Source organism: Lysinibacillus sp. LK3 (assembly GCF_001043675.1).
GTDB classification, from domain to species: Bacteria; Bacillota; Bacilli; order Bacillales_A; family Planococcaceae; genus Lysinibacillus; species Lysinibacillus capsici.
Window position 1 is genome coordinate 422,605 of record NZ_LDUJ01000014.1, and the last position, 25,014, is coordinate 447,618.

The 25,014-nt window shown below is 37.6% G+C and carries 23 protein-coding genes; 15 read left to right on the forward strand and 8 right to left on the reverse strand.

Features of this window, described 5'->3' with window-relative positions; all coding sequences use genetic code 11:
- The first annotated feature begins 19 nt into the window (after nt 1-19).
- The 5 genes from VK91_RS10015 (at nt 20) to VK91_RS10035 (ending at nt 5,899) form a co-directional block, all read left to right on the forward strand.
- Nucleotides 20-1,240 carry an RNA-splicing ligase RtcB gene (locus VK91_RS10015; RefSeq protein WP_048392391.1) on the forward strand — a complete coding sequence of 407 codons (1,221 nt, stop codon included), beginning with the start codon at nt 20-22 and terminating at the stop codon, nt 1,238-1,240.
- 72 nt (nt 1,241-1,312) lie between these two features.
- A complete protein-coding gene (locus tag VK91_RS10020; protein WP_231595618.1) occupies nt 1,313-2,314 on the forward strand; it encodes a LacI family DNA-binding transcriptional regulator in 1,002 nt (333 codons plus the stop codon).
- 100 nt (nt 2,315-2,414) lie between these two features.
- Entirely contained in the window at nt 2,415-3,836 is a 1,422-nt protein-coding gene (locus tag VK91_RS10025; RefSeq protein ID WP_048392393.1) for an aldehyde dehydrogenase family protein, read from the forward strand.
- Nucleotides 3,837-3,863: 27 nt separating this feature from the next.
- Nucleotides 3,864-4,709 (forward strand): N-acyl homoserine lactonase family protein, encoded by an 846-nt coding sequence (locus VK91_RS10030; RefSeq protein WP_048392394.1) that lies wholly within the window; start codon nt 3,864-3,866, stop codon nt 4,707-4,709.
- A gap of 17 nt (nt 4,710-4,726) precedes the next feature.
- The gene (locus VK91_RS10035; protein WP_048392395.1) at nt 4,727-5,899 is read left to right on the forward strand and encodes an iron-containing alcohol dehydrogenase; all 1,173 of its coding nucleotides are present in this window, start codon (nt 4,727-4,729) and stop codon (nt 5,897-5,899) included.
- A gap of 119 nt (nt 5,900-6,018) precedes the next feature.
- Here the strand turns inward: VK91_RS10035 and VK91_RS10040 are convergent, their stop codons facing one another.
- Together VK91_RS10040 and VK91_RS10045 are read right to left on the reverse strand one after the other, a co-directional pair.
- On the reverse strand, nt 6,019-6,528 hold the full coding sequence (locus VK91_RS10040; RefSeq protein WP_048392396.1) for a ferritin: 510 nt from the start codon (nt 6,526-6,528) through the stop codon (nt 6,019-6,021).
- A 199-nt stretch (nt 6,529-6,727) separates the two neighbouring features.
- On the reverse strand, nt 6,728-7,489 hold the full coding sequence (locus VK91_RS10045) for a TerC family protein (RefSeq protein ID WP_016994674.1): 762 nt from the start codon (nt 7,487-7,489) through the stop codon (nt 6,728-6,730).
- A gap of 415 nt (nt 7,490-7,904) precedes the next feature.
- Between VK91_RS10045 and VK91_RS10050 the strand changes: the two genes are divergently transcribed.
- Complete coding sequence (locus tag VK91_RS10050; protein WP_048392397.1) at nt 7,905-9,665, forward strand: ABC transporter ATP-binding protein; 1,761 nt, start codon at nt 7,905-7,907, stop codon at nt 9,663-9,665.
- A 295-nt stretch (nt 9,666-9,960) separates the two neighbouring features.
- Entirely contained in the window at nt 9,961-10,380 is a 420-nt protein-coding gene (locus tag VK91_RS10055) for an SRPBCC domain-containing protein (protein ID WP_048392398.1), read from the forward strand.
- Nucleotides 10,381-10,419: 39 nt separating this feature from the next.
- Here VK91_RS10055 and VK91_RS10060 read toward each other — a convergent pair whose 3' ends face one another.
- The 5 genes from VK91_RS10060 to VK91_RS10080 all read right to left on the reverse strand — a co-directional run bounded on the left by VK91_RS10060 (nt 10,420) and on the right by VK91_RS10080 (nt 15,497).
- Nucleotides 10,420-11,901, reverse strand: coding sequence for a spore germination protein (locus tag VK91_RS10060; protein ID WP_048392399.1), 1,482 nt, complete (start codon nt 11,899-11,901; stop codon nt 10,420-10,422).
- Nucleotides 11,901-13,025: an endospore germination permease gene (locus VK91_RS10065; protein WP_048392400.1), complete on the reverse strand. Its 1,125-nt coding sequence runs from the start codon at nt 13,023-13,025 to the stop codon at nt 11,901-11,903. Before VK91_RS10065 ends, VK91_RS10060 begins: the two co-directional genes overlap by 1 nt.
- A 148-nt stretch (nt 13,026-13,173) precedes the next feature.
- On the reverse strand, nt 13,174-14,064 hold the full coding sequence (locus VK91_RS10070; RefSeq protein ID WP_048392401.1) for an RsiV family protein: 891 nt from the start codon (nt 14,062-14,064) through the stop codon (nt 13,174-13,176).
- Entirely contained in the window at nt 14,057-14,575 is a 519-nt protein-coding gene (locus VK91_RS10075; protein WP_004230723.1) for a sigma-70 family RNA polymerase sigma factor, read from the reverse strand. Before VK91_RS10075 ends, VK91_RS10070 begins: the two co-directional genes overlap by 8 nt.
- A gap of 154 nt (nt 14,576-14,729) precedes the next feature.
- A complete protein-coding gene (locus VK91_RS10080; protein ID WP_048392402.1) occupies nt 14,730-15,497 on the reverse strand; it encodes a TSUP family transporter in 768 nt (255 codons plus the stop codon).
- A gap of 215 nt (nt 15,498-15,712) precedes the next feature.
- On the opposite strand from VK91_RS10080, the gene VK91_RS10085 reads away from it, so the two are divergent.
- The 6 genes from VK91_RS10085 to VK91_RS10110 all read left to right on the forward strand — a co-directional run bounded on the left by VK91_RS10085 (nt 15,713) and on the right by VK91_RS10110 (nt 21,046).
- Nucleotides 15,713-16,138, forward strand: a complete 426-nt coding sequence (locus VK91_RS10085; protein WP_048392403.1) for a hypothetical protein — start codon at nt 15,713-15,715, stop codon at nt 16,136-16,138.
- Nucleotides 16,139-16,212: 74 nt separating this feature from the next.
- Nucleotides 16,213-17,208, forward strand: a complete 996-nt coding sequence (locus VK91_RS10090; RefSeq protein ID WP_016994666.1) for an LLM class flavin-dependent oxidoreductase — start codon at nt 16,213-16,215, stop codon at nt 17,206-17,208.
- Nucleotides 17,209-17,918: 710 nt separating this feature from the next.
- Entirely contained in the window at nt 17,919-18,308 is a 390-nt protein-coding gene (locus VK91_RS10095; RefSeq protein ID WP_004230719.1) for a GntR family transcriptional regulator, read from the forward strand.
- The gene (locus VK91_RS10100) at nt 18,305-18,994 is read left to right on the forward strand and encodes an ABC transporter ATP-binding protein (protein WP_048392404.1); all 690 of its coding nucleotides are present in this window, start codon (nt 18,305-18,307) and stop codon (nt 18,992-18,994) included. Before VK91_RS10095 ends, VK91_RS10100 begins: the two co-directional genes overlap by 4 nt.
- Nucleotides 18,991-19,818 carry a hypothetical protein gene (locus VK91_RS10105; protein ID WP_048392405.1) on the forward strand — a complete coding sequence of 276 codons (828 nt, stop codon included), beginning with the start codon at nt 18,991-18,993 and terminating at the stop codon, nt 19,816-19,818. Before VK91_RS10100 ends, VK91_RS10105 begins: the two co-directional genes overlap by 4 nt.
- A gap of 13 nt (nt 19,819-19,831) precedes the next feature.
- Nucleotides 19,832-21,046, forward strand: coding sequence for a hypothetical protein (locus VK91_RS10110; protein ID WP_048392406.1), 1,215 nt, complete (start codon nt 19,832-19,834; stop codon nt 21,044-21,046).
- Between the two features lie 105 nt (nt 21,047-21,151).
- Here VK91_RS10110 and yfkAB read toward each other — a convergent pair whose 3' ends face one another.
- Nucleotides 21,152-22,264, reverse strand: coding sequence for a radical SAM/CxCxxxxC motif protein YfkAB (gene yfkAB, locus VK91_RS10115; RefSeq protein WP_048392407.1), 1,113 nt, complete (start codon nt 22,262-22,264; stop codon nt 21,152-21,154).
- Nucleotides 22,265-22,537: 273 nt separating this feature from the next.
- Here yfkAB and VK91_RS10120 point away from each other — a divergent pair, with 273 nt between their 5' ends.
- Both VK91_RS10120 and nikA read left to right on the forward strand, forming a co-directional pair.
- Nucleotides 22,538-23,242, forward strand: coding sequence for a YjjG family noncanonical pyrimidine nucleotidase (locus VK91_RS10120; protein WP_004230713.1), 705 nt, complete (start codon nt 22,538-22,540; stop codon nt 23,240-23,242).
- A 161-nt stretch (nt 23,243-23,403) separates the two neighbouring features.
- Complete coding sequence (gene nikA / locus VK91_RS10125) at nt 23,404-25,011, forward strand: nickel ABC transporter substrate-binding protein (protein WP_048392408.1); 1,608 nt, start codon at nt 23,404-23,406, stop codon at nt 25,009-25,011.
- Nucleotides 25,012-25,014 lie beyond the last annotated feature (3 nt).

The window sequence follows — 25,014 nt, forward strand, 5'->3', positions numbered from 1 at the left end:
GTAGTAAGGAGGGATACACTTGATTGAAATAAATGGACGCTTCACGAATGCAAAAATCTTTTCGCAAACAGCATTACAAACAGCTGTTGATCAGATTCAAGAATTAACAGACCAGGCTTTTATGGCAGGCACTAAAGTACGTATTATGCCAGATTATCATGCGGGTAAAGGATGTGTCATTGGCACGACCATCCAATTGCAAGACCGTGTTGTACCCAATCTTGTCGGCATTGATGTGGGGTGTGGTGTATTTGTAGCACAACTTGACGTAACAACAGTTGATTTTGCTCAACTCGATGCCATCATTCGCACATATGTACCAAGTGGGCAGGATATTCATAAAGAAGTATCGCCAAGCCGACATTTTGTAGAGTTTGAAGGTAAACAATTTCGAGCAAGCGGCTTGAAAGACGACTATACGAACTTGTCATTAGGTACACTTGGGGGAGGCAACCATTTTATTGAACTTGCCAAAGATGAAGATGATCAGCACTATTTGCTCATCCATACGGGGTCACGCTATGTAGGGGCAAAGGTTGCTAATTGGCATCAAAAAAGAGCTTATGAAAATTTACGTCGAGAAGATTTGACAGAAAAAATAGAAGCAATGAAACAGCAAGGACGACAACAAGAGATTCAATCCATGATACAAGCCTATAAAGAACAAACACCGTTCGTTCCGAAAGACTTGTCATATTTAGAGGGGGGAGCTTTCCATGATTATATCCATGATATGAAGATTGCACAGCAATTTGCACGGATGAATCGTTGGACCATTGCAGAAACCATTGCTAAACAGATGGATTGGCATTTTACGGATACGTTTGATACGATTCATAACTATATCGATACAGAAACGATGACGCTTCGCAAAGGGGCTGTTCGTGCAAATAAAGATGAAAAGCTAGTTATTCCAATGAATATGCGGGATGGATCTCTGATTTGTAAAGGGAAAGGCAATGCGGAATGGAATTATTCAGCCCCCCATGGAGCAGGACGCATGTTTTCACGACGCGCAGCGAAAAAAGCTTTGAATATGGCCGATTTTAAAGATACGATGCAGGGGATTTGGACAACATCAGTCAATGAAGAAACATTGGATGAGGCACCAATGGCCTATAAGCCGATGACAGAAATTACTTCTGCGATTGGGGAAACTGTAGATATTGTCAAAGTTATTAAACCTGTTTATAACTTTAAAGCGAGTGAAGCTACAAAGCCATATGAGCGAAAGCGTTAAGGTAGAGAAAGAATCATCACTATAATCATTATTCTATAGATGATATAATATAGCTTCACAATGATGAAATGGGTGGTTTTTTTGGTATCTTCAAAAGATGTGGCGAAGCATGCTGGTGTCTCACAAACAACTGTATCTAGAGTATTGAATACACCAGAGCTTGTAAAGCCAAAAACAATTGAAAAAGTAATGCAGGCGATAGAGGAACTAAACTATGTGCCAAATGATATAGCAAGATCGCTTGTTCAGAAAAAAACAGGCATTATTACATTGATTTCGGGGCCCTTACACAACCCTTTTTTTGTTGATACAACTACAGCCATCGTGAATTATGTTAATGCACGTGGCTATAAAGTTAATGTCTATTTTGGCACAGAGGATAATCTTAATTCAATCTACAATGCCGTTTTAGAAACGAAAGCAGACGCAATTATATTGTCTTCTATGTTGTATCAAGATGATTTATTTTATAAACTAGAAAAACTAGCTATTCCATTTATTATGTTTAACCGTAAGCATAAAGAGAATAGACATTTTGTAGAAATTGATAATGTTCAAGCAGGTTACCTTGCGACCAAGCATGTCCTATCATTAGGGCATGACTCTTTATGTTGGATAGGGGGTCCACATCAAATGAGTACCTTCTATGGACGCTATCTGGGATTTGAACAAGCTTTACAGGATTATGGGCTAGATGCAAAATTAGTGCCTACTTTTTTAACGAACACCAATAAAATGGATATTGAACGTGCGTTTGCAGAGCTTTTACAACTCGAAAAAAGACCAACAGCTATTTGTGCTGCTACGGATGCCATTGCCATTGAAATATTGAATCTTTGTTTAGAGAGAGGTTTTCAGGTTCCGAGAGATTTTAATATCATTGGTATTGATAATGTAGAGCTTAGTAAACATCACTCTATTGCCTTAACAACAGTAGGTTTAACATCAGAAGAGAACTTAGGTTTTATTGCTATCGAAAAATTATTTGAGGTAATGGAGAAAAAAAGTACTTGCATTAGACAAACAGAGTCTGTTAAGATTTTCCCAAGAAATACAACGTGTAAAATAAACTGATAGACCATCAGTTTATTTTTTACACCAAAATGGTTACGTATTCATTTCTTTATTTTCTGAAATGAATACGTAACCATAAAAAGAAAGGAGTGAATTACGATTGAAAAAGGGCTTATGGATTAATGGAGAATGGAAGATGACTGCTGAATGGATGGAGATCCATGCTCCCTATTCACAAGAGGTATTGGCACACTTTGCGATGGCCACTGAAAAAGATGTACAGGAGGCCATTGAAAGTGCGCATGCTGCAGCTCCTCAAATGGCTGCATTAACTGCTTTTCAACGAGCAGAGATATTAGAGCAGTTATCCACCCTTTTTGCAGAAAATAGAGATGAAGCAGCAAGTATCATTGCAATGGAATCAGCCAAACCGTTAAAGTATGCTTACGCTGAAATTGATCGCACAGTTGAAACCTATAAATTTGCGGCAGAAGAAGCAAAGCGACTTACTGGTGAAATGGTTCCAATGGATGCATCAAAAAATGGAGAGGGGCGCTTTGCTTATACATTAAGAGAGCCAATCGGTGTTGTGGCAGCGATTACACCATTTAACTTTCCGCAAAATCTAGTAGCACACAAAGTTGGGCCAGCATTAGCTGCAGGCAATACGATTGTATTGAAACCTGCCACACAAACAGCGCTATCCGCCCATTTTTTGGCAAAATTATTGGCGCAAACAAATTTACCAGCAGGTGCCTTTAATCTTGTAACTGGACAAGGTAAATTAGTAGGCGATGCATTTTTAGCACATCCAAATGTTAAGATGATAACGTTTACAGGAAGTCCAGCGGTAGGGATTTCTCTACGCAATCGTGCAGGCTTGAAGAAAGTAACCTTAGAATTAGGTTCCAATGCAGGCGTAATTATCGATGAAGGGGTACAACTAGAGCGTATTATGGATCGCATTGTGATGGGGGCATTTTCCAACCAAGGTCAAGTCTGTATTTCTTTACAACGTATCTATGTCATGGAAAGTATGGTGGAGGAATTTTTAATACGGCTGAAGGAAAAAATAGAGCAGCTTACAATTGGTGATCCAATGGATAATCAAACAGATCTTGCTATGATGATTTCACAAGCTGAACAACAGCGTGCTTATCAATGGATTAAAGAGGCAGTAGCTGAAGGGGCACAAGTAATTACAGGTGGTCACATTGACAATCATATTTTATTGCCCACTGTTTTATATAATGTTCAGCCACAGAGTCGTGTATCCTGTGAAGAAATTTTTGCACCTGTTGTTATCGTTAATACGGTATCCACCATTGATGAAGGGATAGCGGCTATCAATAATTCTCACTATGGCCTACAGGCAGGCATCTTCACTCCTTCTATTCAGACAGCTTTTCAGGCTACAAAAGCATTGCACGTTGGTGGAGTCATCATTAATGATGTACCTACTTATCGAGTAGATCACATGCCATATGGTGGTGTAAAGGAAAGCGGCACAGGCCGTGAAGGCATTAAATATGCGTTAGAAGAAATGACGGAAATGAAGCTAGTAATTTGGAATAACCAATAACTAATAATCACGAATGGAGATGGGAAAATGAAAATGATTAAACAACATCCAAAATTGTATGTGATGGACAATGGTACGATGCGAATGGATAAAAATTATATGATTGCGATGCACAATCCCGCAACCATCGATCATCCAAACCAGCCAAATGAATTTGTTGAATTCCCTGTTTATACAGTATTGATTGATCATCCAGAAGGCAAAATTCTATTTGATACTGCATGCAATCCAAACTCGATGGGTCCAGAAGGGCGATGGGGTGAATTTACGCAAAAAGCATTTCCTATTAATATGCCAGAAGAATGCTATTTACATCATCGTCTAGAAGAATTAAATGTTCGTCCAGAGGATATCAAATATGTTGTTGCTTCCCATTTGCATCTCGACCATGCAGGGTGCTTAGAACTCTTTACAAATGCCACAATTATTGTACAGGAAGATGAGTTTAATGGCACATTACAAACATATGCTAGAAACGTGAAAGACGGTGCCTATGTTTGGGGTGACATTGATATGTGGATTAAAAACAATCTACAATGGCGCTTAATCAAACGTGGCGAGGATCATGTAAAACTAGCTGAAGGGATACAAGTATTAAATTTTGGTAGTGGTCATGCTTGGGGAATGCTAGGTTTGCATATTCAAATGCCTGACACAGGTGGTATTATTTTAGCCTCAGATGCCATTTATACGGCAGAAAGCTTTGGGCCTCCTGTCAAGCCACCAGGCATTATCTACGATTCTGTAGGCTATAATTCAACAGTGGAACGGATTCGAAGACTAGCAAATGAAACAAATTCACAGGTATGGTTTGGCCATGATCCTATTCAATTTAAATCATTTAGAAAATCAACGGAAGGCTATTATGAATAGATAGGAGTAGAGAAGCCATGCATAAATTAACCTTTACGCCTGCTAGCTATACTGGCTGGGGCTGTTTGAGTCAGCTTCTGCTAGAGGTAAAGAAGTTTAACGCTCACAATATTTTGATCGTGACAGATCCATTATTAAAAGAAATAGGTCTAACGGACAATGTTGAAAAGCCTTTGATTGAGAAAGGCTATACAACGACCATTTATACGGATATTGCACCAGAGCCTCCGCTTGCAATTGGCGAAAAACTGGTTGATTTTACGAGAAAGCATCCATTTGATTTGGTGATTGGTGTAGGTGGGGGCAGTGCACTGGATTTAGCGAAGCTTGCCGCCGTATTAGCAAAACATGATGGAAAAGTTGCAGATTATTTAAACCTAACAGGAACGAAAACATTGGATAATAAGGGGTTACCTAAAATTTTAATTCCTACCACTTCTGGGACAGGCTCAGAGGTTACAAATATTTCTGTGCTATCACTGGATACGACCAAGGATGTTGTGACACATGATTATTTATTAGCGGATGTAGCGATTGTAGATCCTGCCTTAACGATTTCCTTACCATCGAAGGTAACGGCTGCGACTGGGGTAGACGCGTTAACTCATGCGATAGAAGCCTATGTATCAGTAAATGCGAATGCAGTAACAGATGCACTTGCACTACAAGCTATCCGTTTAATTAGCCAGTCAATCCGAACAGCTGTCCATAATGGGCAAGACAAGCAAGCGCGCACAGATATGAGTTATGGCAGCTATTTAGCAGGGTTAGCCTTTTTCAATGCCGGTGTAGCAGGCGTCCATGCTTTAGCCTATCCCCTGGGAGGTCAGTTCCATATAGCTCATGGTGATTCCAATGCAGTACTATTACCATATGTCATGGGGTATATTCGTCAAAGCTGTGAAAAACGAATGAAAGATATTTTAGATGCCATGGGGATATCATCTTCCTATTTATCGCAAGAAGAGGCTTCCTATAAATGTGTTGATGCCTTACAACAACTCGTTCAAGATGTGAAAATTCCCTCAACATTACAAGGATTCAATATCCCTGCATCAGCACTTGAACAGCTAACAGAGGATGCTACAAAACAAACGCGTATTTTAGCGCGAAGTCCAATGCCATTAGAGCGTGAAGATATCTATCAAATCTATCAAGCTGCCTTTGATGGAGTGGTAAGAGAACCATAAAGAACCTGAGAAACGTTGATTTTTCAACGTTTCTCTTTTATTGCATCTTTTGAAAATCCCACAAGCAAGATAGATACCTAAAAAAATCTGCCTTAATGGCAGATTTTTTATAAGAAATATTATGCTTCTGTATCTGGTGTAAATGTACGTGTAGCCAATTCTGCATCTAGCATAAAGATTGCGTTTGAGTCAGTTTCGATACGCTCGATTTTACGAATTAATGTATCAAATGTAGATTCTTCTTCTACTTGCTCGTCGATAAACCATTTTAAGAAGGCCATTGTCGCATGCTCACGTTCATCTAAAGCAATGTCTGATAAATTGTAAATACGGCGTGTTACTTCTTTTTCGTGTGATAGAGCCGTTTTAAAGGCATCTAAAATGGATTCGAAATGATTGCCTGGGCTTTCAAAACCTTGAATTGTTGCGCGGTAGCCCATATCACTTAAGAAATTATAAAATTTCATGGCATGGAAGCGTTCTTCTTCTGCTTGTACTAAAAAGAAGTTAGCGAAGCCATCATAATCTTGATCTGTGCAATAGGCTGCCATTGCCATATAGGCATGCGCAGAGTAGAATTCAAAATTCATTTGTTCATTAAGAGCTGTGTGTAGTTTTTCAGATAACATAAAAGTTTTCCTCCTTTTGCAGTAAATGACTTCTTTACTAGTATACAGCGTAGAGGCAGTAACATACAAAAAATTTAATTTTTAAAGCAATTCATGCAAAAAATAATTGATATTCGTTCTCAATTAGAAAATACCTTCTTTTATATTTTTAAGAAAATAAAAAAATCGCCCCGATCGTAATCGAAGCGATTTTTCATTATTATTGTTCTTGTTTCTTTTGATTTTTGACACCGATTAGGTAGCCACCTAATGCGATAGCAATTAAGACAATCCAGAAAATAGCTTTCCAAAGAGTGGAGTGGGGGAATTCGTGTGGAATCACACCCAATTTTTCATGTGCTAATGTTAATACAGCTAATTTTACACCAACCCAGCCGACAATTAGGAAAGCAGCTGTTTCAAGTGATGGGAATTTGTCGAGAACCTTTACAAACCAACGAGCTGCGAAACGCATCATGATGACACCAATAATACCACCTAAGAACATCACTGCGAACTGACCTGCGTTAATACCGCCAATATCAAAATCACCGATATGTGGAAGTGTGACAGCAATGGCAACCGCCGCAAGAATAGAATCCACAGCAAATGCGATATCAGCAAGTTCTACTTTTACAACCGTCATCCAGAAGCCAGATTGTTTTTTCGGCTCTTGAATTTCTTCGGAGTTTTGAGATGCTTTCCGCGAATCATAAATATGCTTAATAGACATAAACAGTAGATAAGCTGCACCTATTGCTTGAATCTGCCAGAAATTAACGAGCGTTGTAATAAGGAATAATGCGGCAAAACGGAAAACAAACGCCCCCACCAATCCATACAATAAAGCTTTTTGTTGTTGTGCCTTTGGTAAATGCTTAACCATAACAGCCATTACGACGGCGTTGTCTGCTGCTAACAAACCTTCTAGTACAATTAATACGACAAGTACCCATGCGTATTCTAAAAATATTGCCTCCAAATTTATTGCCTCCTTTAATTGTTGAACAGAAATGAATGGCTTGCTAACTTATGCTTTCCCTATTTTAAGCAAAAGAAAAAGACCCCTGCCTAAAAAATAGGCAAAGGTCTTGCTAAGCAATTAACTGTTCGTTGCACAGAAAGTGTTCTGTGTGACAAGAAATGCCATCACACCCGATGGTAATATACCATGTAATGACGAATGTGAATCAGATGCTTCGATCGCATCTGCTAGCTACTCCCCTTTGACAATAAAGTCAAAAGCTATTCAATTCTTACTAACATAGTAACATGCAACATTTTAAAAGTAAATAAAAATATACTGCTATGGAGAAAAAATACTTTTCCGTTACGTTTGCACAAATGGTACTATTAAAAGATAGGCAAAATTTTTACAACTTAGAGAGGAGACAAACATGTATAGAAAATTTTTTTCCTACTACAAGCCACATAAACGATTGTTTGTCATCGATTTTTCGAGTGCCATTATTGTAGCAATCTTAGAGCTTGCGTTTCCATTGGCTGTTCAATGGTTTATCGATGAGTTATTGCCAACAGGGGATTGGGGCATGATCGTGAAAATAAGTGTCCTATTACTGCTTGTTTATGCCATTAGTACATTATTGAACTTTATCGTTAACTATTTAGGACATAAACTAGGCATAAATATCGAAACGGATATGCGTCAGGAATTATTTACGCATGTACAAAGGCAATCATTCCGATTCTTTGATAATACGAAAACAGGTCATATTATGAGTCGCATTACCAATGATTTGTTTGATATAGGTGAGTTTGCCCATCATGGACCAGAGGATCTCTTTATTGCGATCATGACCTTTGTTGGGGCCTTTGCCATTATGTTTAATGTCAATCCAACACTCGCTTTGATTGCAGCGATTATGGTGCCATTTTTAACATGGCTTGTGACATTTAGTAATATAAAAATGAACAATGCTTGGAAAACGATGTATGGCAAAATTGCTGATGTGAACGGACGTGTAGAGGATAGTGTGTCTGGTGTCCGTGTTGTAAAATCCTTTACAAATGAAGATTTTGAAATTAAACGCTTTAAGGAGCAAAATGGATTTTTCCGTACGGCTAAATTATATGCCTATAAAATTATGGCAGGGACACACTCCAGTATTTACATGATGACGCGCCTCCTTACATTAATGGTGTTAGTGGTCGGCGCTTGGCTAAGCTTTAATGGGAAATTATCTTATGGGGAGCTAGTGAGCTTTGTTTTATATACGAATGTCCTGATTAAACCAATTGATAAAATTAGTGCTTTATTAGAGCTTTATCCGAAAGGAATGGCTGGCTTTAAGCGCTTCCGTGAATTAATTGAACAGGAGCCAGAAATTCAAGATCGTGAGGATGCAAAGGTTATTAAACATTTAGATGGAAATATTGCCTTCAATCACGTTCATTTTAATTATGATGCATCCAAACAGGTTTTACATGATATATCATTTGATGTAAAAGCTGGCCAAACCATTGCCTTTGTAGGGCCTTCGGGTGCTGGTAAAACTACAATCTGCTCATTGATTCCTCGATTTTATGAGGTGACAAAAGGCGCTATTACGATTGATGGTATCGATATACGTAATATGACACAAGCGTCATTACGTGCTCAAATTGGTATCGTACAGCAGGACGTCTTTTTATTTACAGGTACGATTCGTGAAAACATTGCCTATGGAAAATTAGATGCAAGTGAAGCGGAAATTCGAGAGGCAGCGAAAAAAGCACATCTAGAGGCATTTATTGCAGAGCTGCCCGATGGCTATGATACACAAATAGGTGAACGTGGCTTAAAATTATCAGGAGGACAAAAGCAACGACTAGCGATTGCTCGTATGTTCCTAAAGAACCCGCCTATCTTAATTTTAGACGAGGCAACCTCTGCCTTAGATACAGAAACAGAAATGATTATTCAGCAATCGTTAACAGAGCTTGCTGAAAATCGTACTACACTAGTTATTGCCCATCGACTGGCAACTATTCGCAATGCTGATCGTGTATTAGTTGTGACACCGAAGGGCATTGAAGAGGATGGCACCTATGATGAGCTAGTGGCTCAAAATGGGATTTTTGCAAAGCTTCATCATATTCAATTTCGCAAGGGACAAACAGAACAAAGCGTTCAGAAAGAGTTTGTGGAATTGTCGTAAATGAAGGAGGGGGAGATTGTTTTTTTAAACAATTTCCCTTTTTTGGTTGCTTCCCTTAGTTACTTGTACAACTGCTCATGTTGTAGCCAAAGGACACTGACATGCATAGTGAAGGTTTATGTGGAAAGAGGGAATCGATTGAAGGTAATGCCATCGAATATGCATAGGGTAACAGGTCAAATCTTTTATATGGAAAATGGAACATTCATTTATGAATCATAGAAGGAATGTTTAGCAGGTAAATCGAATAGAACATTACAGTTCACAATAAAGGTCATAAAATAGAGGTGCAGCAATGGATAACGAAAAAATTATCGGTCAAACGAAAAGTGTGGGTTTTCAAATTGGGGTTAGAAGGACATTTCCAATTTCGCAGGAGCAAGCATGGGCATTGATTACGACAACAGAAGGAGTACGTACATGGCTGGGGGAAGACACTTCAGTTATATTCGAACCTGGGTACAAATATCATTCAAAGTCAGGGACAGGCGAAATCAGGATTGTTAAACCATTAGAGCAGCTTCGATTGACTTGGCAAAAGGAAGAGTGGTCAAAACCATCTACCGTACAAATCCGTATTTTACCCAAAGAGCGTAATAAAACAACCATTAGCTTTCATCAAGAACATCTTTCTGATCAGACAGTACGAGAAGAAATGAAAGGTCATTGGGAAAGTGTACTGGACCTTATAAAAGAAAGAGTCCAAAATAGTTGAGCGAATAAAAATAGCATCCCTTCACAATGGATAGGGATGCTATTTGTTTTTATGTGGAGAATCTTTGTTCTCATGCCCTTTTGAAGTTCGTGTATAATCCTGAGGAGCAAGCGCTTTGTTCCGCTCTGTATAGCCTTTGGGTGATAATCGAAAGATGGATTTTTTAATGGTTGCCCAATTTAGATCTGTTGCTAGATTCATGTAAGAGTAGCCGTAAATTCGAATATTACTTAAATAAAGCAGTGTCAGGTATAAAGAAACAAAGAAGCCAAATAACCCGAAAAAGGCACTAGCAAAGATAAAGGCAACGCGTAATATGCTAACTGAAGTAACAAGTGACTGATTCACTAATGTAAAGGAAGCAATGGTAGAAATAGCGATGACAACGATCATTTCAGGACTCGTTACACCTGCTCGAATGGCTGCATCCCCAATAATTAATCCACCTACAACACTGATGGTCCCACCAATAACGGAAGGGAGACGCAAGCCTGCTTCACGAAATAATTCAAACATCAGCAACATCAGCAACATTTCAAGCGAAGAGGGGAGCGGTAAGCCAGCCTTCGCTTGCACGACGGTTGCGAGTAGTTGAAGCGGCAATTGGTTTTGGTGATAGGTTGTCAAGGCAAGCCAGAATGCAGGAAGTAGTAAGCCGATTAAAATACCAAATATTCTTAATAATCGTTCGAGTGAACTGAAAATAATAGGATATTCATTATCCTCAGCTGATTTCAGTAAAAGAAACAAATTGACAGGGGTAATGATGGCATAGGCGACGCCATCTACAAAAATAATAAAGCGTCCTCTTGCTAAGGCCTGAACCGCATAATCAGGTCGTCCAGTATAATCAAACTTCGGAAAAAGCTTGGAATTTTTATTCACCCGTTCCATCAATAAATCGCCACTAAAAACAATATCTGTATCAACAGCAGCAAGCTGCTTTTTGATGCCATGTAAAATATCCATATCCACAATATCATCAAAATAAAGAATGGCTACCGTAGTTTTTGATCGTTTCCCAAGCTCCACTTTTTCCACACAAAATGAATTGGTCGGCAAACGTTTTCTTATGAGTGCGATATTGACGCGAATATCTTCAATGAAATTATCTCTGGGCCCTTTAACAAGAACCTCCATGCGCGTTTCTTCAGGCTGGCGATTCGGCTTTTGGGCAATATTGCTTGCATATAAAAGATTGTCTTCGTCAAAATACAACAACAAGAAGCCACTATAGACAAAAGTTATCAGCTGTTCCTTGTCTTGTACTTTTTGAATACTTGGAACATGAAGATGCCTTGCGATATTCTCTTCAAAGGGAACCTCATCCAAATGATCATATAAATATTGAATACGTTGAATAATCACTTCATTAAGCATTTGTTGATCAATCATAGCATCACACGTAATAAAGTGTACTTTCTGCTGATTAAACATATATTCCTGAAATTGAATATCTGCTGATTTTTGAAATAATTTTCTGAGCGTACTAAGATCTAGCGCTTGTTCTTGCTGAGGCATTATGATTCACCACTTTTCTTATCTTGTTTTTCAGTTTTCCCCTTTTTAGAAGATTTATCCGACAAGAAAGCTACGACTACGAAAAATATTGACAGTAAAAAGAAAAAAATAAAAGTGGCTGCCAGAATATAATTTCCTTTTACTTTTAAAAATAGGCTTTCATTTAGCATGATTAATGGTAAACAAAGAATAAAGAAGGGAGGAGCAAGCATTTGCCATATACGCTTGGGATCTCCTGTCATCTTCAATAAATCTGCCACAATGTACAAAAGGAAGCTAACACGAATAAAGGTTCCTGTCAGCCATTGATAAATGGAGAAAAAGTCAAGATGCTCGATATAGCGACCGATTGTCACTAATCCCCATTCTTCGTAGGCAGGATAGCGTTGCTTAGCCGCTTCATTCGGTCCAAATTCTGTAATGGCTCCAATTAAAGGTCCTAATGTCAGTCCTACTAAAATAGCCAGCATAATAGCAAAGTGGTACCAGCGAATACGTTCCTTAAATTGATGCTGTAAAAATAGCAACATTAAAAGCTCAATAAACCCTGATGCAGGGAAAATCATACCTCGCAAGACAGGCTGGAATCCATGTTCAAAAAATGGACGTAATAATTCATAATCTTTTACCTGCATGTTCGTAAAGGCCACGAAAAAGCCAAAGATAACTACTCCGAATAATACAAAAACGTTTAAAATGACGAGCGTCTGTAAGCTAGTCGTTACAAGAAGAATACACAGAATGACGTAGATAAATAGTAAGATAATTACAGGGGTTTGCGGTAAAAATGTAGTATTAATCCATTGCAGTGTTTCAACCATTGTAAAAGCTGCGATAATCATTAAAAAAATAGCAACTGTATAAATAACAATAGTAGAGCCAATTTTCCCGATTTTTGAATCGAGCCAATCTCGGATGGGCTCCTGATTAGATTTTGATTGAATATATACTAATAAAAATAGCCAAAAGAAAATAATTCCTCCAGCAAACAATACGGATAGCCAGCCATCTCTTTTGGCCACATCTAGTAGCGGAGGAATAATGGTTACATGATTTTTTAAGCCAATAACAGTCATTGATAGGAAGATGACATGTAAAATACTGATTGATCCTACACTTTTCATGTTGAAAACCCTCTAACATTGATTGATACATATTAGCTTTGACAAAAAAAGTCGGCTTTATAAGCAGAAAATGGTATGGTTTCATGAAAAAACGAGGTATTGGATGACACCATCATCCAATACCTCGTCATAGGAAAAGTAAGCTAAATTAATGAATATATTTTGTGCTTACAAGATCGTCTTTTAAGACATCTGTTGGGATTTCAAACTCTACAACGCCCATATAGCCAGGTGCCACTTCATATTTATCAAAGGAAATCACAAGCTTGCCTTTATCAGAAATGTAGAATTGCTGATCAGGTTTAATAGTTGTAAATTCCTCCATTAACTCTTCATCGGCAAGGCCAGCACCCTTTACCCAATAAACTTTATCTTGATTCGATTCAGCTATTTGTGTACGCATTTGTTCTTTAATATTTTCACTAATTGTTTCAATATAGTGTTGATCTTTAAAGAGCATAGGTAAAGTAATTAAAATTTCGTTTTCTTTATCGATCGTATCGTATTCCATCACCGTTGAAGAAGAAGCAACGGTATTCACTACATAACGGCCAATCGACAAAATTTGTTCGTTATCAGTTTTGATTTCGTAGCCACTATCAATACCTAAATGACCACCGCCATTTAATTTTAAATCGCCCACTTCTGCCATAAATTCATCGTAAAGTGTCTTACCTTCTGCACGATATTTTTCATTTAATGTATTCGCCAGATCTTGATTTTCTAAGTTTTCAATAGAAGGTACTTTAATGTTGGCATCATAATTATCTTCAGCCACTTCATATTCTGTCCAAGTCAATACTTTTATCACACTACCAACCACGGGAATTTCTGAGAGTGTGCGTGCCATTGCAGGACTTACATTTAAACCTGCTGTAAATAGCATGGCTGCAGCGGCAGATCCAAGGACCCATTGAGGTGTACGATTTTTTTTCTTTTTTCGACCTTGCTTAAGTGCTTTTTCAACCACGAAGTCTAGCTCTTTTGGAATCGGGACTTTCATATATTGTTTTTCTAACTCCTGTAATTTTTTATCCATGTGCAGTTTCTCCCTTCACATCTTCCAATTGGATTTTCAATAGTTTTAATGCTTTATAAAGACGCGATTTGGCTGTACTCAACTTAATGTCGAGGATGTTCGCCACGTCAGCGAGTTTTAAATCCTCGAAATAATGGAGAATGACAACCTCTCGATACATTTGCGGGAGTTCATCCAACGCATGCTCCAAGTCAACATTCTCATAAACATCCTCTTGAGCAGGTGTTAAATATTGTAATGTATCATCATCTGTCACTTGTAAGCGTTTATGCTTACGTAAAAAATCTATGGCTGTACGGACAACTATTTTATAAAACCAGCTTTTCATATAGGTCACATTCTCAAGTCGATCTAATGAAAGCATAGCTTTTTGGATACTGTCTTGTACAACATCTAGTGCGTCCTGTTCATTTTTTGTATAGCTATACGCGAGCAAATAAAAACGCTCTTTTTGTTCTCGAATGAATTGGACAAACACCTCTTCATGTTGAAATGCATTTCTTGTTCTCATGTCCAAAGAAGCTCCTTTTTTAACATTGTCAAATTGTATACATTTACTAGACGTACGAGGAGAGGTAAAAAGTTGATACCATGAAAAAAACTTACCCCAATTGAGATAAGTTTGATCCTTCTATAGTATTGGCATACGTTAGTATAACGGCTGATCATGAAAAATAGTCATATGTATTTTTCAAGAGTAATAGAATGGTCACAACGATAAATAATTTACGTACATAGCCACTGCCGCGTTTAATGGCAAATTTTGAACCAACAATAGCTCCTGCAATTTGCGCAAGACCCATTGGTAATCCATAGGCATAATTTATTTGTCCTAAGTATATAAACATAAGGAGGGCAGCTACATTACTGCCGAAATTTAAAAATTTGGCGTTTCCTGCTGATTGTAAAAAATCAAAGCCAACTATGAGAAAAGCAAAGAGTAGAAACGAGCCTGTCCCAGGACCTAAAAAGCCATCATAAAAGCCAATAAGTGTAATCACGAAAACAAAAATAATAGAACGCTTAGGGGTTAATTGTTTAAAGGTGGTCATACTGCCCCAGTCTTTTTTAAAGATGGTATAAATGGCAACGACTGCAAGCATAATCAGCATTAATGGCTTCAGTACACTTGGGTCCATTAAGTGGACAATCCAAGCACCCAGCATAGAGCCAAAAAAGACGAAGGGGAATAGCTTATAGACGGCTTTTATATCTAGTTTACCAGAGCGATAAAATGTCACTGTGCTAGTAAGGGAACCCATTGTACCTGCCAATTTATTGGTTGCTACTGCAGCAGAGGGAGGAAGACCAACGAACATAAGAGCTGGTAATGAGATAAGCCCACCTCCTCCAACCACTGAATCAATAAAGGCTGCTAAAAAACCGAAGAGGATTAAAATTAATAAAATATTTACATCTAAATCAAAAGGCACAAAAGGTCATCTCTTTTCTATCATAATAATCTGATAGTAGCGAACTGAGGATAGGCTGTAAATACTCTAGCTGCTATTTTTTAATAGAAATAAATGAAGTGATCCAATAGGAAATGACGATAATTTCTACATAACTCAAAAAAATTCTACTTGGAGTCATTATTTTGATGTATTATGTAGATAATGGTGTTTTTACGTAAAGGGGACGTGATGACATGAGTTTAGGAAATCATATACGTGTATTTCTCTGTGTTGTGTTTATGGGAGTACTTGTAGGGTATGTCTTTAATGCAAAAAAAGATATAACAGATCATGAGTATATTGATACCGTAAAGGAAGGCTATTTGGAGAATTTTTCAGATGTCACAGTTCGAAATGCGTTTAATTACGCTTTTTATGAACCTTACTGGCGCTATTATGAAGCAAAAACTGGGGAGCAAGTTGTAGAATTGTCAGGTGATATTACGTTTCAAGACGAAAAAGGACATGCTATTCTCCAATTTGTCGTGAACGAACAAACGCAGCAATTTTCCCTAGAGGCAATGAAATTTAAAGAAGTCGTATTAAACCAGCAACAACAACAAAAGCTTGTTGGCATGGTCTATCACACTTGGGAAAAGAAACAACTAGCTTATGAGTAAGGTTTTTTATTTTGTAAATCATCCAAACTGTATTACAGTAAAAGGGGGAGCTAGAGACAGAGAGGATGTTTTACATGAGATTAAGTATTTTAGATCAAATGCCGATTCCAAAAGGTCATTCTGCAGAAGAGGCCTTCCAACGTACAGAACAGCTGGCATTGCTAGGTGAAGAGCTTGGCTATCACCGTATGTGGCTTGCTGAACACCATAATAGCCAGTCATTAGCGAGTTCAGCTCCTGAAGTAACTGCTGCTTTTTTAGCTGCTAAAACACAGCGGCTTCGCATTGGTACGGGTGGTGTCATGATGATGCATTATTCACCCTATAAGCTAGCAGAGGTCTTTAAAACATTATCGGGGCTGGCACCCAATCGTATTGATTTTGGTGTGGGGAGAGCTCCTGGTGGTGATCATGCCGCTATCTATGCCTTGGCAGAGGGAAGACGACAACGCTTCACAGAACAGTATGATAAGCTAGAAATCATATTAAAACTAATGAATAATCAAAAAACAGGTGAACATGTCTATGATCAAGTCGTTGCAGCTCCTGCTCATATTTCATTACCAGAGGCTTGGTTACTAGGTTCTAGTGGTCAGAGCGCAATGCAGGCTGGCCAGCTGGGAGTAGGCTATTCGTATGCACAATTTTTCACGGGCAATATGTCAAAGGATATCTTTGATGCCTATAAAGCCTATTTTACGCCTTCTTATTATATGGATAAACCACAAATCATTGTGACATATGCAGCAACAGTTGCCCCAACCCTAGAAGAAGCGGAATATTTAGCTAAACCGATTGATATTTCTCGTCTTCAATTAATGAAAGGGCAAATCATTCAAACGATGTCACCCGAAGAAGCGAAAGATTATCCATTAACTGAAATGGATAAATTGACGATTGACAATAATCGCAAGGCGAATCTTGTCGGGACACCCCAAGACATTGCTGCTTTTTTAAGCGCTGAGCAAGAACGCTATGGCTTTGATGAAGTGATGCTAAATTGCAATCAATATGAATTAGAAAGTCGTTTAAATACCTATAGATTCCTTGCAAAGGAATTAATTAGATAAGAGGAAAAGCCATATTCATCTGAATATGGCTTTTATGTATTTAGCTGAATTAAAATAACGGCTTTACAATTAGAAAAACCCGGAAATGAATTTCCGGGTCTGATTACCACTTACATTTTCTGCTCCATGACACACTGCCTCGCTTCCGCATAGGATCTTAAGATATTCCTAAGAAATCTGTACTTTAGCTTATTCAGTTTTGATGGTCCTTCTGAGTTATCGATCAATCGCACTCATCGGGTTAACCCTCCTAGTCATTGGATTTGAAGTGAAATCTTTAATAGTATAGCTCAACTTCTATTTCTTATACCTCTTGTGAACATAAAATATTTTTTGTGCTAAAAAATAATTACAAGAAAACATACAGTCATTACCAGTTAACAATGAAGATAAAAACACTCGTCTGTTTGAAGAAAAGTATATTTGCATCCATGATGTATGCTACTTGTACAACTGGATGTGATTTTAATTATTGATAGATATTTCCATAAATGTGGTTGACTTAAAATGTGTATTAAGCATATAATACATTTCAAGAAGTGTATTAACTGTTTAATACATTTTTTTATTGTCGGTGTATTAAGCGCTTAATACGCTGAGGTGTTAACGAGAGAAAAAATATGTTCATATTGATAGGTGCAACCCATCATTCTACATACTGTGTATTAAGTGTTTAATACGCGGAATTAATTTTTGAGGAGTTGAGTTATTTGACTATAAATTTTAATAATCGGGACCCGGTGTATGTCCAAGTGATTCGGCATTTGAAAGAACAAATTGCCAAGGGATTTTATGAGCCAGGTCAGGAGATTCCATCCAGAAGGGAATTAGCCAATCAGTTAAAGATAAACCCAAATACTGCGCAACGAGCTTATAAGGAAATGGAGGAACAAGGATTGATTTTTACAGAGGGGAATATGCCTAGCTGCATTACGAAAGATGAAGCAGTCCTTAAAAATGTCCGTGAGGAATTGATTATCGAAGCGGTTGACTTATTTTTAGGCTCTATTAAATCTATCGATGTGCCTTTAGCCGAAGTATTGGAACTTGTAAAGAAAAAACATGATGCCGAAAGCGGAGAAGCGGAGGAATCGAAATGATAGAAGTAAAAAATGTTAACAAGAAATACGGCAGGAAACAGGTTTTAAAAGACATTTCTTTTACTGCAGAAAAAGGAGAGATTACTTGTTTAATAGGAATAAATGGTGTAGGTAAGACGACCATTATGAAAGCTATTATGGCGCTCACACCAATTAATAGTGGTGAAATTTTAATGGATGGAGAAAAAATCACAAAAGAAAGTTTTGAAAAAATAACCTTCATCCCAGACACAATAACGATGTTGCCACAAATGAAAATCAATGAAGCTTTTGCGTTCATGGCTGATTTTTATAAAAGCTGGAATCCTCAGAGGGCAGAAGAATTACTACAATTTTTTAAACTTGATCCGAATGAACGTATTGCTAACTTATCGAAAGGAAATACAGCAAAAGTGAATATGCTACTGGGATTGTCACTTGATGTCGATTATTTACTGATGGATGAACCATTCTCTGGCATTGATATTTTCTCTCGTGAGCAGATTGCAGAGGTGTTTACAAGCCATTTAATTGAAGAACGTGGTGTCATTATAACAACGCATGAAATTAGTGATATTGAGCATTTGATTGATAAAGCAGTTCTTATGGATGACGGTGCAGTATTGAGGGAATTTAGCGTGGAGGAAGTACGTGAAAATGAAGGGAAATCAGTGGTTGATGTGATGAGGGAGGTATATCGAGCATGAAAAACTATTTAAAACTTGTTAATTTTGAAGTAAATCGATTTTTTAAATTGTATTTGATTTTAATAGGCTTGACCATGCTCAGCCAGCTTATAGGAGCGGGAATTATCTCACAAACCTATATGAAAAATGCTAAACAGTTGATGGCAGAAAACCAGTTATCCATGAACCAGTATGTGGAGCAATACGGGACTTTTTCTTTCGATCGATTCACTGATTCAGAATGGTTTCTGCTGCCAATCTTTTTTTGTATCGCCATGTTGATGATTTATGTTTTCTTTATTTGGTATCGAGATTGGTTTGGTAAAAATACATTTATTTACAGATTATTCATGTTACCAACTGAAAGAATCGCCATTTATTTTGCGAAATTAACGACGATTATGCTTTTAGTTCTTGGCTTGATTGCTTTGCAAATCTTGCTAATTTTGATGGAAAAACAAATAGTGAATAAGATTATACCAATAGACCTCCAATCAAATTTCTCAATTTATGCTAGTTCTACTTTAAATATGTGGAGGTGGCTGTATCCGACTAGCTTTACAGAGTTTATCCTGGTATATGCACTTGGGTTACTTTTCGTGGCAGTAATATTTACCGCGATTTTAATTGAGCGAAGTTATGGTTTAAAAGGGATTTTTTACGCTATTTTTTATGGCTTACTGTCACTTGGGGTATTTTTTGCTCCAATCCTATTAGTTAATGTTTATACAAATTACTTTTACCCACTTGAAATTTTCTTAATGGTACTGGTAACGAGCATGATCGTTTTAGGCAGTGCCATTTGGATTGCGAATCATTTATTAAAATATAAAATCAGGGTCTAGAGGAGGTATAACAATGAAAAAATATTGGAAAACAATCAGTATTTGTTTCTTCATCGTGGTGTTTATCAGTTCTTACTATATCCAAAAAACAGCAATGGCTTCTAAAAATGATAGATCCTATAAAATTGAAACGATCAGCGGAAATAAGGAAGAAATCGAAAATCTTATTCTTCAAACAAGTTATCAGAGTAATGATCTTTATCATATGTTGTACATATCAAAGGATGGTTCCACGAATCCCAATAATCAGTCTTTTTTTAGAGATTTGATGGCACCGAATGAACCTATGATTCTTCGAAAATATATTGAGGAACACCGTAATTTTATGCGAGGGAAAGAATTTGATCCAAGAAAATATTTTGAAGACAAATCACGTTTGATTTACACAACGTTTTTAGATGATGGTCGAAAAGAAGCTAGCAATGTCGTAACGCTTCAAATTGATACACTTGATAAAATTACAAATGACAGTTCTTCCTTTAAAATCGATATACCAGTCAAAGCAAGCTATGATTGGATTAATGTGAATGACATTTACGTGGGAAATGGAAAAATAAATATATTAACAACCAACTATTTATCAGCCAATTATTTTATAAAAGGTAGGGAAGAGTTGCATGTCTATTCGATTGATGAGAACAAGAAGGAATTAGTAAAGGATGCCATCCTTGCAGAATTAGTGTCAGAAGAAAGAGGCACTTCCAGTATCCGTATTTTTAATGAATACAATACTACTACTCAAAACGAAAATTATTATTTATATATGGTAGAAAAATACAGTGATCGAAAAGAAGATACTGAGCTAGAAGTTATCTCTAGTCAAATATATCTCTATAATAATGCCAAGAATGAAGCAGAGGAATGGACTATGCCAGAAGAATTAAAACCCTATCGGAAGTCAATGCTGATTCATAAAGAAACGATATACATTCCTGTTTATTCAGCCAATGGTCTAACATTGAATCGTTATCATATTGAAAAGAAGCAGTGGGAAGAACCCTTAACCCTTCAATATTCAAGCATTGCGAATGAGAATGATGCTCCATATTTACGTATAGCAGAGGGGAAATTTTATTTAGTATATCGTGTTTCTGATGGACAGTGGTTGTCTATCGTTGATTTACGTACAGGTGGATTGATTTATGAAGGGAAAATCATTTCCGAAGACAAAAAAAATCAAGAGGCGGATTCCTCTCTTAGGATCGAACAATTATATACGATGCATTAAAGAGCAGGTAGAAGGACAACCTACAATTTATAACCCCATATGTAAAAGAAACTCCATGTTGATCAGTCTTTGTTCAACATGGAGTTTCTTTCGTTATCGATGAACTTATACACGAGCAGAGCCACTCACAAACGCGGCCTCAGGATAATACATATTTTTTACAAGTACATTTGGCCCTAAGCATTTGACTGCTGGACAATGGCAGTTAAGCGATTTTGCCAAGTCGGTTGCCATCCATTTATCAAAAATCAATGGTAGTTCGTCATGCACAATATTGCCGAGGGCTGGTGTGTCACCAAAGTCGGTAACAATCACATCGCCTGTAAAGATATTGATATTCAATCGTGAACGACCGTCGGGGTCATTACGCATTGTGACATTCTTCGCAGTGCGGAGACGTTGTAACAGCTTTTGATCTTCTTCATTCATGCTACATGGGTAGAATGGTAGTGTACCAAACAACATCCATGTATTGTCATCTCGAATATCTAACAGGTGATGAATGGCTTCACGTGTTTCCTCTAGTGATAAAGAAGTAAGTGCACTTGCAAAGTCGGATGGGTACATTGGATGCACCTCATGACGTGCACATTTCATCTCATGGATGATTTGGTGATGAATATGTTCTAAGTATGGTAAAGTTTTTTTGTTTAACATTGTTTCTGCTGATACCATTACGCCATGTTCAGCTAGCATTTTTGAGTTATCAATCATGCGTTGGAATAAGGCTGCACGTTGGTCATATGTTGGTTTGCGTTCCATCATTGCAAAGCCCGTTTCCACAAACTCATCGATTGTTCCCCAGTTATGGGAAATATGAAGGACATCAAGATAAGGCGCAATCAGTAAATAACGTGCTGGTTCCAATGTTAGGTTGGAGTTAATTTGTGTCCGTACACCACGTTCATGCGCATATTTTAAAAGTGGCAGCACATAATTCTGGACTGACTTTTTACTCATCATAGGTTCTCCACCAGTAATGCTGAGCGTTTTTAAATGGGGTATTTCATCTAATCGTTTTATAATTAATTCAATCGGTAATGCCTCAGGGTCTTTATTTTGTAATGTATAGCCTACTGCACAGTGGGCACAGCGCATATTACAAAGTGTTGTTGTTGTAAATTCAATATTTGATAGTGTCATTTGTCCATGCTGTTCTACATCTAAATAGGCTTCCCAAGGATCATAGACAGGTGTTATTTTTTGTAAGGTCGTCATCTTTCGTACATCTTCCTTTCTAGCATTCTATTGTCTCATATTCAACGATAATTTCAAATATGAAATTGCAGAACGAGCTATTTTAGGGCTAGTCGAACATTTTTTTCAATATAGAAAAAGTTCCCTAGTTTCAATGGACGGATAAGCATGTGTATAAAGCGCATACATGTTCTAATATTCTGTCATAGGACATTTTACTGTTATTTTTCATAAAAAACGTTATCATGATATAGAGTAAATAGTCACAATGCATCGAAGAAAGTGGGAATGAACATGACGAAATATGAGATATTATTGTTTGACGTAGATGATACATTACTAGATTTTGATTTAGCTGAAAATGCAGCACTTGACCGCATGTTCAGAGAGGAAAAGATAGCCACTACGCCCGAGATGATTGCGCGCTACAAAGAAATTAATGAATCGATGTGGCGAGCTTTTGAGCGTGGGGAAGTGACAAAAAATACACTACATAATACAAGATTTGCGGTTGCTTTAAAGGAATTTGGGATGGAGGTCGATGGCGTCTACTTTGAATCGCTATTCCAAAAATACTTACAGGAAGCACATCATTATGTAGAGGGAGCTTATGAAGTCATCGCTCAACTAGCCAATCACTATCATTTGTATGTCGTATCAAATGGCGTAACGTTGACACAGAATAAACGACTAGTGGATGCCGATTTAGCACAATATTTTAAAGGCATCTTTATCTCCGAGCAAACGGGCTATCAAAAACCAATGCCGGCCTTTTTTGATTATGTATTTGAGCGGATTGAGCATTTTGATAAAGCTAAAACGCTTATAATCGGCGATTCTTTGACATCAGACATTAAAGGCGGATTGCTGTCAGGCATTGATACATGCTGGTTTAACATCCGCAATGTTGAAAATACGAGTGATATTGAACCACATTATGAAATTAAAAAATTGCATGAGTTACATGAGCTATTGCATACAAAAATAGCACTATATTAAGACAGAAGGCACTTCCTTTGTTCCGTGGACAGAGGAGGTGTTTTTTTATGTCTTTAAGATTTATTTTTGAATATCTACTTTACAAAAAGTCATGAATCATTTAAAATTCGATTTTGAATGATAATAGTAATCATTACTATTTAAGTGAAGGGGAAAGTATATTGAAAAAAATAATGAGTTTACTAGTTCTATTGATTGTGAGTGGAAGTATGCTTGTGGCCTGCGGAAATTCAGATGACAAGACAAAAAAAGACAAGGCAAAAGGTGAAAATGAACATGTTTTAACCATTTCTTGGCCAAAGGATATTGGAGAAGTAAATCCACACCTGTATGCACCAAATGAAATGTTTGCTCAGGCAATGTTATACGATCCGCTTGTACGCTATGGAAATGATGGGCAAATAGAGCCAGGATTAGCAACAGCATGGGAAATGTCTCAAGACGGTAAGAGCTACATATTTACATTACGAGACAATGTCTTGTATTCAGACGGCTCTCAGCTTACGGCAGACAATGTTAAACGTAATATCGAAACTGTAGTGGAGAATATTGCACCGCATAGTTGGCTAGAAGTGGTGGCAGTCATTGATCGGGTAGAAGTCTTAGATAAGCTGAAATTACAGATTCATTTAAAAGAGCCTTACTATCCATTTTTACAGGAGTTAACGTTGATTCGTCCATTACGTATGTTAGGGGATAGTGGCTTCCCAGCAAGTGGGACAACCAAAGATGGCATTGAAAAAGCGGTTGGAACAGGTCCTTGGATTTTAACTGATTACAAGCAAGACAATTTTGCTGAGTTTTCACGTAATGAGCATTATTGGGGAGAGAAGCCTAAGCTAGAAAAAGTCATCGTCAAAATTATTCCTGATTCACAAGCACGTATGATGGCACTTGAAAAAGGAGATATTGATTTAATTTTCGGAAGTGGTCAATTAGCACCTGAGGAACTCCGAGCTTTGGAGAAAAATCCCCAATATCAAACGCTAATTTCTGAACCTTCCTCTACTAGAATACTATCTTTCAATTCAGACTATGGCGTGACACAAGATAAAGATGTCAGACTTGCTTTGCAGTATGCTTTTGATCGACAAACAATTATTGAACATGTATTAAATGGCATTGAACAAGAGGCCAAGTCTTTATTTGCTCCAGGATTTCCGTATAGTGATATTCCATTTGAGTCTTACAGCTATGATTTAGAAAAAGCCCAGCAACTATTGGATAAAGCAGGCTGGATCTTTGAAGAAGGGGCTCCGTTTCGATCCAAAGACGGTCAAGCACTGACCATCACAATTCCATATAACAGTAATGACCAAGTGCATAAATCTATATTTGAATATTTACAGGGCGCATGGCGTGAATTAGGCGTAGATGTCAAATTGATTGGAGAAGAAGATCAACTTTTCCGAACGCGAAGTAAAACAGGTGAGTTCAATGTCATTATGAATGATACGTGGGGGGCACCTTATGATCCCCATATGTATTTACGAATGATGACGGGGGAAAAGCAAATTGGCCATTATGCGTTAAAAGGCACAGCACATTCAGAACAATTAGCAGCAAATATTGCGAAAGTGATTCGCTCAACTGATGAATCAGAGAGACAGAGCCTGTATGAAGCCATTTTACAAACCATTCATGAAGAGGCGATTTTCATGCCATTATCTTATCGGACAAATTATTTGGTGGCCAATCAACGTCTAGCCAATTTATCGTTTTCTATGCAGCAATTTGAAGTGCCGCTGAATCAATATGAGGTGAAGTAGTCA

What these genes read in the sequence shown, in the direction of transcription:
- VK91_RS10035 (WP_048392395.1), top strand. Translation starts at nt 4,727, where the DNA reads ATGCATAAATTAACCTTTACGCCTGCTAGCTATACTGGCTGGGGCTGT.
- VK91_RS10085 (WP_048392403.1), top strand. Translation starts at nt 15,713, where the DNA reads ATGAGTTTAGGAAATCATATACGTGTATTTCTCTGTGTTGTGTTTATG.
- VK91_RS10100 (WP_048392404.1), top strand. Translation starts at nt 18,305, where the DNA reads ATGATAGAAGTAAAAAATGTTAACAAGAAATACGGCAGGAAACAGGTT.
- VK91_RS10060 (WP_048392399.1), bottom strand. Translation starts at nt 11,901, where the DNA reads ATGCCTCAGCAAGAACAAGCGCTAGATCTTAGTACGCTCAGAAAATTA.
- VK91_RS10105 (WP_048392405.1), top strand. Translation starts at nt 18,991, where the DNA reads ATGAAAAACTATTTAAAACTTGTTAATTTTGAAGTAAATCGATTTTTT.
- VK91_RS10055 (WP_048392398.1), top strand. Translation starts at nt 9,961, where the DNA reads ATGGATAACGAAAAAATTATCGGTCAAACGAAAAGTGTGGGTTTTCAA.
- VK91_RS10070 (WP_048392401.1), bottom strand. Translation starts at nt 14,064, where the DNA reads ATGGATAAAAAATTACAGGAGTTAGAAAAACAATATATGAAAGTCCCG.
- VK91_RS10050 (WP_048392397.1), top strand. Translation starts at nt 7,905, where the DNA reads ATGTATAGAAAATTTTTTTCCTACTACAAGCCACATAAACGATTGTTT.
- VK91_RS10110 (WP_048392406.1), top strand. Translation starts at nt 19,832, where the DNA reads ATGAAAAAATATTGGAAAACAATCAGTATTTGTTTCTTCATCGTGGTG.
- VK91_RS10120 (WP_004230713.1), top strand. Translation starts at nt 22,538, where the DNA reads ATGACGAAATATGAGATATTATTGTTTGACGTAGATGATACATTACTA.
- VK91_RS10030 (WP_048392394.1), top strand. Translation starts at nt 3,864, where the DNA reads ATGAAAATGATTAAACAACATCCAAAATTGTATGTGATGGACAATGGT.
- VK91_RS10065 (WP_048392400.1), bottom strand. Translation starts at nt 13,025, where the DNA reads ATGAAAAGTGTAGGATCAATCAGTATTTTACATGTCATCTTCCTATCA.
- VK91_RS10040 (WP_048392396.1), bottom strand. Translation starts at nt 6,528, where the DNA reads ATGTTATCTGAAAAACTACACACAGCTCTTAATGAACAAATGAATTTT.
- VK91_RS10090 (WP_016994666.1), top strand. Translation starts at nt 16,213, where the DNA reads ATGAGATTAAGTATTTTAGATCAAATGCCGATTCCAAAAGGTCATTCT.
- VK91_RS10075 (WP_004230723.1), bottom strand. Translation starts at nt 14,575, where the DNA reads ATGAGAACAAGAAATGCATTTCAACATGAAGAGGTGTTTGTCCAATTC.
- yfkAB (WP_048392407.1), bottom strand. Translation starts at nt 22,264, where the DNA reads ATGACGACCTTACAAAAAATAACACCTGTCTATGATCCTTGGGAAGCC.